This window comes from Streptomyces sp. NPDC007991 (assembly GCF_042958445.1).
GTDB lineage: Bacteria > Actinomycetota > Actinomycetes > Streptomycetales > Streptomycetaceae > Streptomyces.
The window spans coordinates 184135-195634 of the sequence record NZ_JBIBJD010000004.1 but is presented as its reverse complement, the minus strand read 5'-3'; the positions used below and the strand labels follow the sequence as shown (position 1 = coordinate 195634).

Below are 11500 nucleotides of genomic sequence, written 5' to 3'. Positions count from 1 at the left end.
ATCCTCGATACCGCCCCTCCGGTGGCGACACTGAGCTTCTCCGCGGAGCGGGAGGGCCGGGAGCAGCAGTGGTCGAGCTGATGATGATGCTCTTTCCGGACGGCTCAGCGACTGGTGAAGACCACGTCGTGCCAGCCCTTGTGCACGACGCCGGTGATGTCTGTCATGACGTGCTTGACGTTGGTGTACTCCTCGAAGGAGTAGGCCGACATGTCCTTGCCGAAGCCGGACGCCTTGTAGCCGCCGTGCGGCATCTCACTGATGATCGGGATGTGGTCGTTGATCCAGACGCAGCCGGCCTGGATCTCGCGGCTTGCGCGGCCGGCGCGGTAGACGTTGGTGGTCCAGGCAGAGGCGGCGAGCCCGTACGGGGTGTCGTTGGCGAGCCGGAGCGAGTCGTCGTCGCTGTCGAAGGGCAGGCAGACGAGGACCGGGCCGAAGATCTCCTGCTGGACGATCGCGGAGTCCTGGGCCGCGTCGGTGATGAGGGTGGGTTCAGACTGCGACATCCTCGTCCCGGCGGCGCTGCAGGACGTCATCGACGACGCCACCGCAGACCGGATCAAGGCCCGGCTGGTGGTGGAAGGCGCCAACCTGCCCACCTCGCCCCAGGCCCAGTCCATCCTCGCGGAACGCGGAATCACCGTGCTGCCCGACTTCGTCGCCAACGCCGGCGGCGTCGTCGCCGCCGCCTTCGCCATGGACGCCCGCTACTCCGGCTTCCGGCCCGAAACCCCCACCATCTTCGAGACGATCTCCAAGCGGCTGCGCGCCAACGCCGTCACCGTTCTCGAAGAAGCCCGGCGCCGCGCCACCACCCCGCACATCGCAGGCCGCGGTCTGGCCGAGGAACGCGTCCGCGCCGCCATGCGCAGCAAGGGCCGACTGCCCGCCTGATCCAAGGACCGCTCGGTCGCCGTGGCGCTGAACGGCTTGGTCTTGGCCTGTGCGTGCCGGAGCCCTTCGACGTTCAGGCGATCCAGCGCCATAGCCATGCCTTATCGCTTCATTCACTGATGTGCCCTACCGGGCCCGCCCTCCTCGGCCTACGGTGGGGCTTCTGCTGATTCGGCATACACAGAAGCTATAAGCACCCGTGCAGTCGACAGCTTCACGCAACCTCATGGCCGGAATGGAAGGTCACCATGTCAGACGCTGCCGTGACCATGGTCGTGACCGAGCCCCGGGGACCGCTGAGTCGCTCCCTGGGCGAGACGACATCCCCGATGGGGAAGTCGGTCCGGATGTCCGTCACGGCGAGCGGCGTCTGCAACGCCGACATCGGAACGGCCGCAGCGACCGGCAAGGGCACCTCCTTCCCGGTCACGCCGGGGCACGAGGTCGCCGGTGTCATCGCGGAGGTGGGGGACCAGGTCGAGGGCTGGTCGGCCGGGGACCGGGTGGCCGTCGGCTGGTTCGGCGGCAGCTGCGGGCACTGTGCGTTCTGCCGGGCGGGCGACGTCGTCCACTGCCCCGAACGGAAGATACCCGGCCTGTCCTACCCCGGTGGCTGGGCCCAGAACATCACCGTGCCCGCCGACGCGCTCGCGCGTATCCCTGACGGGCTCGACTTCTTCGACGCGGCCCCGTTCGGCTGTGCGGGCGTGACGACCTTCAACGCCGTCCGTAAGGCCGGCACGCGTGCGGGCGGTCGCGTCGCGGTGTTCGGGATCGGCGGTCTGGGGCACCTCGCCGTCCAGTTCGCGGCGAAACTCGGTTTCGAGACAGTCGCCATCGCCCGGGGCGGGGAACGCGAGAAGCTCGCCCGCGACCTCGGCGCGCACCACTACATCGACAGCGACGCCCAGGAGCCGGGAGCCGCCCTGAAGGAACTCGGAGGCGCCGACCTCATCGTCCACACCGCCTCCTCCACCGCGCCCGTGGCCGAGCTGCTCACGGGCCTGAACGTGCACGGGCAGCTCACCCTCGTCGGTGTCGACGCGGGATCCGTCACCGTTCCGGCGGCCCGACTCGTGATGAACGGCCACACCGTCACCGGACATCTGACCGGCAGCCCCAGGGAGACGGAAGAGACGATGCGGTTCGCCGTCATCAACGGCGTACGCCCCATGATCGAACGTATGCCGCTGGAGCAGGCCGGCGAAGCGGTGACCCGGCTGCGCTCCGGAGCTCCCCGCTTCCGCATCGTCCTGGACACCACCGGCGGCGAGTGACCCAGCCCTCCCCACCGCGAGCGGCCCCCACCTTGCTGGCGAGGGTTCGGCCTGATCAGAAAGCACCTCACACATGTCCCACCTGGACAGTCACGACGTGATCGTGGTCGGCGCCGGTGCCTCCGGACTGGCCGCGGCCACCGCTCTGCACGCCGCCGGCCGCGACACGGTCTGTCTGGAGGCCCGCGACCGCATCGGCGGACGCCTGCTCTCGGCCCCCGCCTCGCACCCCGAGCGGGCCCTCGACCTGGGAGCCACCTGGTTCTGGGACGGAGAAGAGCGCGTGCGGACCTTGGCCGCACGCAGCGGCATCGAGACCTTCGACCAGCACCTCGCCGGCGACGCCCTCCTGCATGAGCTGACCGGCACGCGCCGCCTGGCCGGCAACCTGGTCGACTCCCCTTCCCATCGCTTCGCGCCGGTTCCCAGAGCCTCGCCACCGCCCTCGCCGCCGAGCTGCCCACCGACACCGTGCGGCTGAACATGCCCGTGACCGCCATCCAGCCGGACGGGCGGGGCGGTCTCGACGTGCACACCCCGGACACAACCCTGCACGCCGAGCACGTCGTTCTGGCCGTCCCGCCGGCCCTGGCGCTGGAGCGCATCGGCTTCGGCGACGCACTGCCCGCCGACGTCGTGCGCCTTGCCGGGTCCACCCCGGTGTGGATGGGGGCGGTCGCAAAGGTCGTCGCCCGCTACCCGTCCGCCTTCTGGCGGGAAGAGGGGCTGGCCGGTGCGGCGTTCAGCAGGAGTGGCCCGCTGCAGGAGGTCCACGACATGTCCGGGCCCGGCGGCCGGCCCGCCGCGCTGTTCGGATTCGCGCAGGCGCGCACCGTCCGCCCGGGCTTCGACGAGGCCGTCACCGCGCAGCTCTTCGGCCCGGCCGCGGCCCATCCGGAGATCCTGTACGTGCAGAACTGGAGCACCGAGCGGTGGACCTCCCCGTCCACGGTGCAGCGCCTTGCCGACTACTCGCTCTTCGGTCATCCCCTCTATCGGCGCGGGCGGCGCTGGACGGCCGGCTGCACTGGGCGTCGACCGAGACGGCGGCCGAGTACGCCGGACACATCGAGGGGGCCCTCGCCGCCGGAGAGCGAGCGGCACGGGCCGTACTGGCAGCGCCCGGACGCCCGAACACCCGCAATCACATCTCAGTAGCCTCAATGGCCCGGTAGCCATTCGTTTGCCAGGCCCTCCTGGGGGCGTCGGGTCTGCCGACAGCTCACATGTTGATCATGTGGCCGGCGAGGCCGTGCACCGCTTCCTTGACCGCCTCACTGAGGGTGGGGTGGGCATGGACGTTGCGGGCGACCTCGTGCACGGTCAGATCCCACTGCTGTGCCAGGGTCAGCTCGGGCAGCAGCTCGGTGACGTCCGGGCCGATGAGGTGGCCGCCGAGGAGTTCGCCGTACTTGCCGTCGCTGATCAGCTTCACGAAGCCGGTCGTGTCGCCGAGGCCGTGCGACTTGCCGTTCGCGGTGAAGGGGAACTTGGCCACCTTGACGTCGTGGCCGAGTTCGCGGGCCTGGGCCTCGGTGTAGCCGAAGCTGGCGATCTGCGGCTGGCAGAAGGTGGCGCGAGGGATCATCGCGTAGTCGAGTTCCATCGTTTCCGCGTCGGCGAGGGTCTCGGCGGCGATGATGCCCATCGCCTCGGCGGCGTGCGCGAGCATCAGCTTCGCGGTGACGTCGCCGATGGCGTAGATGTGCGGGACGGAGGTGCGGCAGCGGCCGTCCACGTCGATGGCGCCGCGCTCGGTGACCGTGACGCCGGTGTTCTCCAGGCCGTAGCCGGTGACGTTCGGGGCGAAGCCGATGGCCTGGAGCACCTTGTCGGCCTCCAGGACCTGCTGCGAGCCGTCCTTGCCGGTGACGGTGACCCGGACTCGCGGGCCGGACTCGTCGATGGACTCGACGCGGGTGGAGGTGAGCGCGTCGATGCCCAGTCGGCGGTACTGCTTGGCCAGTTCGGCGGAGACCTCGGCGTCCTCCAGCGGCGCCATCCGGTCCAGGAACTCGACGATGGTGACCTTCACGCCGTAGTTGTGCAGGACGTAGGCGAACTCGATGCCGATGGCGCCGGCGCCCGCGATGACGATGGACTCCGGGAGGTCCTCGGCGAGGATCTGCTCCTCGTAGGTGACGACGCGGGAGGTGCGGCGGGTGCCGGGGAGGAGCTTGGGGGTGGCGCCGGTGGCGATGATGCAGTGGTCGAAGCCGATGGTGCGGGTGGTGCCCTCGTAGTCGGTGACCTGGAGGGTGTGCGCGTCGAGGAAGGTGCCGCGGCCGGCCACTTCGGTGATCTTGTTCTTCTTCATCAGGTAGTGGACGCCTTTGACGCGGCCGTCGGCGACCTTGCGGCTGCGGCGGTACGCCTCGCCGTAGTCGAAGGAGACCTGCCCGTCGACCTTGATGCCGAACGTCTTCGCCTCGCGGGTGACGATGTGGGCGAGTTCGGCGTTGCGCAGGAGGGCCTTGGTGGGGATGCAGCCCACGTTCAGGCATACGCCGCCCCAGTACTTCTCCTCGACGACGGCGACTCGTTTGCCCAGCTGTGCGGCGCGGACTGCGGCGACGTAACCGCCGGGCCCGGCTCCGAGTACGACGACATCGAATCGCTCGTCCTGCTCGACCATGGGTCGTTCCTCTTCCATCGGTTCAACTGCCGTTCGGTGACAGCTCGTAGTGAACAACGTCCATCGAGGTTATGGGGCGGGGGCTCGCCCGGCGCGTTGAGGAGAATGCGCACCGACGAGGCCCCGCCCAGGCTCGATCGATGGATCGGCGTATGGGCGGGGCAGGCGGTTCTCGACGAGGGCGACGAGTTCCTCGAGCTGCAGGGAAGTCCCGCAGCTTGATTCCCTGGGCGGCGGCAGTGTCCCGGGCGTCACCGCCCGGGAACCCCACATGCCGCGGTTGGAACAGGTCAGTTGCGTCCGGCCATGACTCCGCCGTCGATGTCCCAGTTGGCGCCGGTGACCCAGTCGGTCTGATCCGACAGAAGGAAGGCGACGGTGGCGGCGATGTCGTCGGGGGTGCCGGTACGGCCCAGGGGGTGGAAGTCGTTGAAACCGTCGAGAGCGGAGTCGACGTCCGCCTTGGCAACGTCCGCGGGAGGAGGCGACCGGGGCCGCACGGGGGGCCTCAGGATTTCCGTACCGGAAACACCGCCCGCACCTGCCACCCAGCGCCACCCCGCGGTCCGGCCGTCAGGTCGCCGCCTAGTGCGTTCACCCGCTCCTTGAGGCCGACGAGGCCGAAGCCGCCGCCGTGGGCGGCCGCCGGAAGGCGGGTGCCGCCGCGGCCGTCGTCCGCCACCGACACCTCCAGGCGGCCGGTGTCGTCGCGCAGGCGGACCTCGATGTGCAGGGCGTCGGCCGCGTGCCGGCGGATGTTGGTGAGCGCCTCCTGGACGACCCGGAAGGCCGCGGCCTGCACCTCGTGGGGAAGGCGGTCGGACACGGCGGGGTCGCGGCGCAGGACGACCTGCTGGCCCGGGGTCGCGAAGCCCTCGATCAGTTCGGCGATGCCCGCGAGATCGCCGACCGGGCGGCGGTCGGCCGCTTCGGGGCCGGTGTCGCGCAGGACGCCGACCGTGCGGCGCATGGAGGCGAGGGCCTCGGTCGCGGCGCGTTCGATACCGGCCAGGACGGGGTCCAGTTCCTGCTGCTGGTCCTGTGGCCGGGTGGTGGTCATCAAGCGGGCCACCTGCGTCTGCACGAGGATGCCGGTGACGTGGTGGGCGACGAAGTCGTGCAGGTCGGCGGCGATGGCCAGACGTTCGCTGCGGCGGGTCTCGGTGACGGCGACGGTGCGGCGGTAGTCCATCGAGCGCAGATAGCCCGCGAGCCCGGCAACGAGGCCGACCAGCAGCAGACCGATGATCTCCAGCCCCATCACGTCGCTGCTCAGCGTCACGTCGCCGCGTACCGGCAGGGTGAGCAGCGCGCCCGCGTCGAGGACGCCGCACACCACCACCCAGCGCGGCGGGCAGTGCCGTACCGCGATGAAGAGCAGGGTCAGCAGGATCATGATCTCGCCGGGGCCGACCACGACCTCCTCTCGCACCAGCAGCGAGGCGGCTGTGAGGAGGGCCGAGGCGAGGGCGGGCACGGCGGTGCGCAGCTGCGGTGTGAGCCACTCGGGCCGCCGTCCGGCCGGCCACAGCACGGCGGCCAGTCCGACGAGCACCACAGCCAGGGTCGGCCAGACGGGGTTCGCCGGCGGCAGGACGCTCGCTCCATCGTTGCCGGCGTAGAGAACGTCGACGACGGACGCGGCGAGCAGGACACCGACGGCGAGGCCGTGGGCGCAGCCCCGGACGGAAGCGGATTTCATGCGGCTCACCGTAGGCCAGGCCCCCGGCGGCGGGATCGGCCGAACGGCCGAGGGGCCCGGACCACGACCCTGACCGTTCGGCCGAGGCGCGTGCCCGGGCCCGCGGGCGAGGGTGGAGCCGCATCCTCACCACGGACCTCAGGAGTACGCCATGCAGCGCAGCAAGTTCCTCGTCGGTGTCGTCGGCGGCGTGACCGCCGTGGTCGCGCTGGGCGGACTCGGCACGTATCTGCTCTCCGGCACCGAGTCGACCAGCAGCCTGGACGAGTACAGCACGGCGTCGGTGGACGGTCACAAGGCTCTCGCGGCGAAGATCGTCGCGGGTCGCACCGAGAGCAAGTACCACCCGCTGCCCTGGGTCGGCGACAAGGTCTCCGGCGTCACCTGCCCGACCGGGCTCAAGGCCGTGGCCGGAGCCACCCTTACCTGCACCGGCACGAAGAGCGGCGGCGGGACAGTCCGCATCCCCGTGCGTGTGACCAAGGCCGACGCCAAGAGCGTCACCTGGACGTTCGAGCGCTGAGAAGGGGCAGGGGAGACACATCATGAGCACCGTTCTGGCCGGACACGGCCTCGTCAAGAAGTACGGCTCCGCCACCGCCCTGGCCGGCGTGGACGTCGAGGTCGGCGAGCGTGACTCGCTGGCGATCATGGGCCCGTCGGGGTCCGGCAAGTCCACGTTGCTGCACACCCTGGCCGGCATCATCCGCCCCGACGAGGGTCAGGTGCTGCTGCGTGGCGAGCGCATCGACACGCTGGGCGAGAACAGGCTCAGCGCCCTGCGCCGGAAGCGTTTCGGGTTCGTCTTCCAGTTCGGCCAGCTGCTGCCGGAGCTGCCCGCCGAGGAGAACGCCGCCCTGCCGCTGATGCTGGAGGGCATGCCGCGCGGCGAGGCCGTCACCCGCGCCCGCCGCTGGTTCGCGCCGCTGGGCCTGGACGGACTCGAGCAGCGCCGCCCCGGGCAGCTCTCCGGCGGCCAGGCCCAGCGGGTCGCCATCGCCCGCGCCCTGGCCGTCGAGCCGGACGTGGTCTTCGCCGACGAACCCACCGGAGCCCTGGACCAGGCCACCAGCATCGAGGTCGTCCAGCTGCTGACCTTCGCCACCCGGGACACCGGGGCCGCCCTGGTCATGGTCACCCACGACGCGGACGTCGCCGCCCACTGCGGCCGGATCCTTCAGGTCCGCGACGGCCGCATCGGCGGCCAGACCCAGTACACCGTCGCCTGACCCCGCCTTCCCCGGAGCCCGCCATGCGTTCCCCTGTCCTGCCCCTGACCTGGCACCTCGCCAGATCCTCCGGCCGCCGCGGCCTGCAGTCCCAGCTGCTCGCGGCCGGTGCCGCCGCCGTCGGCGCGTTCCTGATGCTGGTGATGATCGCCGCCTCCCTCGGCGCGGGCGCCCGCGCCGCTCACACCACCTGGCGCACCCCTGACGCCGTATCGGCCAAGGAAGCGACGGCCGTCCAGGCCACGACCATCACCTATCTCCGCCACGAACCCGTCACCGTCGTGAACCTCGCCCAGCTGCCCGGCCGCGCGGCGAACCCCGCGCCACCCGGCGTGAGCCGCTTCCCGAAGCAGGGCGAGGTGTATGTCTCCCCGGCCCTGGCCGAACTGCTGCACAAGCTCCCCGCCGGCCAACTCGCCGACCGCTTCCCGAAGGTGAAGTCCTACGGCACGATCGGCGCCGCCGGTCTCGCCTCCCCCGACGAACTGGTCGCGGTGGTCGGACGGGCGCCCGGCGACGCGGCCGTCTCCAAGGCTGCCGGGGAGCAGAACTTCTACGACGACGGCCTCACGAAGCGCGCACTGGTCTCCGGGTTCTCCGGCACCAAGGCAAGCGTGTTCACCAGCCTTGATCAGGGGACCGTACTGCTGGGCGTGGTGCTGCTCGTCATGCCGGTCGTCGTGCTGGCCTCGGCCGCCGGACGACTCGGCGCGGCCAGGCGTGAACAGCGGCTCGCCGCACTGCGGCTGGCCGGGGCGACCCCGCGGCAGATCCTCGCCATGACCGCCGTCGAGGCGGCGGGAGTCGGCGCGGCCGGGGCCCTGGCCGGCGCGCTCGCCTACACGGCACTGCTGCCCGCGCTCGCCGAACTCCCGTACGGCATCGGCCCCTGGTACACCGGTCAGCTGTGGGTGGGGCCGGCATGGCTCGCGGCCGTGGTGCTGGCCGTCACCGCGCTGATCACCGTCAGCGCGGTGACGACGCTGCGCCAGGTGGCCACCTCGCCCCTCGGCGTCGCACAACAGGCCGACCCGCGCCGCACCCGCGCGATCCGCCTGGTGCTCTTCGTCGCGGTCCTGCTCTACATCTGGGCGACCACCGGCGACAGCGGCCAGCTGAAGCCCCGGCAGCTGATCGCCCTGCTCGCGCTCTTCTACGGCGCCTTCTGGCTGCTCGGCCCCTGGGTCGTGGACCGGCTCGGCCGGATCGTGGGCCGCCACGCCAAGCGCCCGGCCACGCTGCTGGCCGCGCGCCGGCTCAGCGACGACCCGCGCAGTGCCTGGCGCACTGTCAGCGGCCTGGTGCTCGCGGGATTCGTCGCCGGGTTCTTCTCCGTCAACACGCTGGGCTCCGACACCCCGAGTCACCACGGCCAGGTGGCGGTGATCACCGCGAACGCCGCCGACGCCCGGCACGCCGCCGCCGAGGCCCGCACGAAGCTGCGCCGAGCGGGCGTCACGGCGACCGTGACCGTCACGAACGGGGACGACTTCGACAGCCTGCTCGGCGGCGTCGACGGCGTGATCGCCCACGTCTTTGGCGGGCAGGAACGCATCGACACCGCCGTCACCGCCCTGACGCCCCTCGGATCGGGCAGGTACCCCTTCACCCAGCAGTACGTGTCCGCGCCGGACGACACGGTCACGGCCCGCGTCGCCACCGTCAGCACCGCCACCCTCGTGCTCAGCTTCCTCGTCGCGGCCGCCTCCGCCGGCCTCACGGCCGCCGCGAACGTCCTCGACCGGCGCCGCGTGTACGGCCTGCTGCGCCTGGCCGGCACCCCGCTTCAGGTGCTGGACCGGGCCCGGATCCGCGAGACCGTCATCCCGCTCGCCGTCTTGGCCGGCGGCACCACTGCCATGGGCGCCTTCGGCGCCATGCAGCTCAACAAGGCGGCCGGCACCACCATCAACACCTCAGGCGCCGTACAACTGGTGATCTGCCTGGCCGTCGGCGCGCTGGCCATGCTCGCCGCGATCGCCGGCAGCCGACCCCTGCTGCGGAGGGTGACCTCAGGCCCGGCACAGACGGCGGACTGACGCCGTACCGGCGGGGGGAACCGCCCCCGATGCCCCCTGCCTGTGAGGCATGATCCTGCCATGACCAGCCCAACCGCCCACGGGGTGCCCATCCGGGTCCTGATCGCCGACGACCAGGAGATGGTCCGCACCGGCTTCCGCTTCTTCCTCAACGCACAGCCCGACATCACCGTGGTCGCCGAGGCCGCCGACGGCGAGGAGGCGGTGGCGCTGGCTCGGCGGGAGCGACCGGACGTGTGTCTGCTGGACATCCGCATGCCGAAGCTGGACGGGCTGGAGGCGACCCGACTGCTGGCGGGGCCCGACGTGGCCGACCCCATGCGGGTGGTCGTGGTGACCACCTTCGACCTCGACGAGTACGTGTACGGGGCACTGCGCGGCGGCGCGTGCGGGTTCCTGCTGAAGGACTCGGGCCCGACGCTCCTCGCGGAGGCGGTCCGCGCTGCCGCGGCCGGTGACTCGCTGGTCTCGCCGTCGGTCACGGTCCGCCTCCTCAAGCACATCACCGCCCCGCAGGCCGCCTCCGCCGCCCCGGCGCAGCCGGCGACCCCGCACACGGACCCCCTCACCGACCGCGAACTCGACGTCGTCCGCCTGGTCGCCCTCGGCCGTACCAACGCCGAGATCGCCGCCGAGCTGTACGTCTCCCTGTCCACGGTCAAGACACACCTGTCCAGCGTCCAGCTCAAACTGGCCGCGCGGAACCGGGTCGGGATCGCGGCCTGGGCCTGGCAGAACGGGTACGCGCAACCCGGCGCATGAGGTGCCGGCGCCTGTGTCGGCGGCCGGACGGCGCAGTCTCCATGACGGCGAAGACTGTCGCCGTTCGCCAAGCCGGTCCCGCCCGGTCCGGCGAACGGCATCCCCACCGCGGCCTGGAGACCGTCCGCGTGACCCAAGCACCCGGCGGGGTTGCCGCGGTGGCCGGCGCCCGTCGCCGTGGTCGTCTCGTTCGTACCCGACCTGGCACTGCTCGGCAGCGGCCCGCCGGCAGTCGTCGCGTTGATGGTGATGCACGTCGTGGTCGGGACCGTGGCACTTCTCGCCTGCCGGGGTGTCCTGCCGCTGCCGGTCCGCTGACGCCTCGGAGGCCCACTGCGGCCGTGCGTTGGCGCGAGCGGTGTCCCGTGCCCGGCCGAGATCCGGGACACCGCCGCCCAACTCGTGCCTGAAGCGGCCGTCCACGCCATCAGTGATCTTTTGCCGGGCCATCCAGGGCGTCAATGGCCCGGATACGCGATTCCGATCGCTCGAGGGATGGCAGCGGCATCCCGGGCAGCTCATAGTCGTCCCTACCCGTACGCCGCTGTCCGGACCAGCGGCCGACATCAAGGGCATGGGGTTGCACCCTGCCTCTCACCGGCGAGCGCTGCGTCCACCGGATCATCACCGACCTGGCTGTCTTCGACGTCACCGAGAACGGCCTCGCACTGGTCGAGACCGCACCCGGCGTCACCTTCGAGGACGTCGCGGCCCGCACCGACGCGCCCCTGCGCGTAGACCACATCTCCGCCGCCTGCTGAACTGTTCTGCGGTCGGGGAGCGGGTGGCCGGCGGTCGATTCGCCATCGGCTGGACCGTACGGAAGAGAGGGGCGGCGCACGCGAATGCGCAGGGGCGCGTGACCTGGACTTCGGCCTGGGCGGGGCGAAGTCGACATTGCCTGAACAGGCGCCGGTGCGGCGCGAAAGCCCAGCCCTTGACCTGCACAAAGCAGGCAG

At 71.4% G+C, this 11500-nt stretch carries 12 protein-coding genes and 3 pseudogenes; 11 read left to right on the top strand and 4 right to left on the bottom strand.

The features are described from left to right. Positions 1-104 precede the first annotated feature (104 nt). Positions 105-497: pseudogene (locus ACFZDA_RS12550) on the bottom strand (aldehyde dehydrogenase family protein); the annotation flags it as partial. On the opposite strand from ACFZDA_RS12550, the gene ACFZDA_RS12545 reads away from it, so the two are divergent. From ACFZDA_RS12545 to ACFZDA_RS12525, 5 genes and pseudogenes are all read left to right on the top strand, one after another. Next, entirely contained in the window at positions 484-897 is a 414-nt protein-coding gene (locus ACFZDA_RS12545) for a hypothetical protein (protein WP_391079018.1), read from the top strand. The pseudogene ACFZDA_RS12550 and the gene ACFZDA_RS12545 overlap by 14 nt on opposite strands. A 248-nt stretch (positions 898-1145) precedes the next feature. Next, on the top strand, positions 1146-2174 hold the full coding sequence (locus ACFZDA_RS12540) for an alcohol dehydrogenase catalytic domain-containing protein (protein ID WP_391079015.1): 1029 nt from the start codon (positions 1146-1148) through the stop codon (positions 2172-2174). A gap of 73 nt (positions 2175-2247) precedes the next feature. After that, a complete protein-coding gene (locus ACFZDA_RS12535) occupies positions 2248-2655 on the top strand; it encodes an FAD-dependent oxidoreductase (RefSeq protein ID WP_391079012.1) in 408 nt (135 codons plus the stop codon). After that, positions 2646-3098 (top strand): annotated as a pseudogene (locus ACFZDA_RS12530) (FAD-dependent oxidoreductase); the annotation flags it as partial. The gene ACFZDA_RS12535 and the pseudogene ACFZDA_RS12530, both read left to right, overlap by 10 nt. An 8-nt stretch (positions 3099-3106) precedes the next feature. Then, positions 3107-3349: an FAD-dependent oxidoreductase gene (locus tag ACFZDA_RS12525; RefSeq protein ID WP_391080110.1), complete on the top strand. Its 243-nt coding sequence runs from the start codon at positions 3107-3109 to the stop codon at positions 3347-3349. A 47-nt stretch (positions 3350-3396) separates the two neighbouring features. On the opposite strand, the gene lpdA is transcribed toward ACFZDA_RS12525, so the two are convergent. The 3 genes from lpdA to ACFZDA_RS12510 form a co-directional block, all read right to left on the bottom strand. Next, a complete protein-coding gene (lpdA, locus tag ACFZDA_RS12520; RefSeq protein WP_391079009.1) occupies positions 3397-4809 on the bottom strand; it encodes a dihydrolipoyl dehydrogenase in 1413 nt (470 codons plus the stop codon). 290 nt (positions 4810-5099) lie between these two features. Further along, positions 5100-5309, bottom strand: coding sequence for an SDR family oxidoreductase (locus ACFZDA_RS12515; RefSeq protein WP_391079006.1), 210 nt, complete (start codon positions 5307-5309; stop codon positions 5100-5102). 8 nt (positions 5310-5317) lie between these two features. Further along, the gene (locus tag ACFZDA_RS12510; protein WP_391079003.1) at positions 5318-6511 is read right to left on the bottom strand and encodes a histidine kinase; all 1194 of its coding nucleotides are present in this window, start codon (positions 6509-6511) and stop codon (positions 5318-5320) included. A 151-nt stretch (positions 6512-6662) separates the two neighbouring features. Here ACFZDA_RS12510 and ACFZDA_RS12505 point away from each other — a divergent pair, with 151 nt between their 5' ends. The 6 genes and pseudogenes from ACFZDA_RS12505 to ACFZDA_RS12480 form a co-directional block, all read left to right on the top strand. Continuing rightward, the gene (locus ACFZDA_RS12505) at positions 6663-7034 is read left to right on the top strand and encodes a DUF4333 domain-containing protein (RefSeq protein WP_391079000.1); all 372 of its coding nucleotides are present in this window, start codon (positions 6663-6665) and stop codon (positions 7032-7034) included. Between the two features lie 22 nt (positions 7035-7056). Next, the gene (locus ACFZDA_RS12500) at positions 7057-7740 is read left to right on the top strand and encodes an ATP-binding cassette domain-containing protein (RefSeq protein WP_391078997.1); all 684 of its coding nucleotides are present in this window, start codon (positions 7057-7059) and stop codon (positions 7738-7740) included. 23 nt (positions 7741-7763) lie between these two features. Further along, a complete protein-coding gene (locus ACFZDA_RS12495) occupies positions 7764-9779 on the top strand; it encodes an FtsX-like permease family protein (protein ID WP_391078994.1) in 2016 nt (671 codons plus the stop codon). A 60-nt stretch (positions 9780-9839) separates the two neighbouring features. Continuing rightward, positions 9840-10541: a response regulator gene (locus ACFZDA_RS12490; protein WP_391078991.1), complete on the top strand. Its 702-nt coding sequence runs from the start codon at positions 9840-9842 to the stop codon at positions 10539-10541. Between the two features lie 150 nt (positions 10542-10691). Continuing rightward, entirely contained in the window at positions 10692-10859 is a 168-nt protein-coding gene (locus tag ACFZDA_RS12485; protein ID WP_391078988.1) for a hypothetical protein, read from the top strand. A gap of 263 nt (positions 10860-11122) precedes the next feature. Continuing rightward, positions 11123-11302: pseudogene (locus ACFZDA_RS12480) on the top strand (succinyl-CoA--3-ketoacid-CoA transferase); the annotation flags it as partial. Positions 11303-11500: the final 198 nt, after the last annotated feature.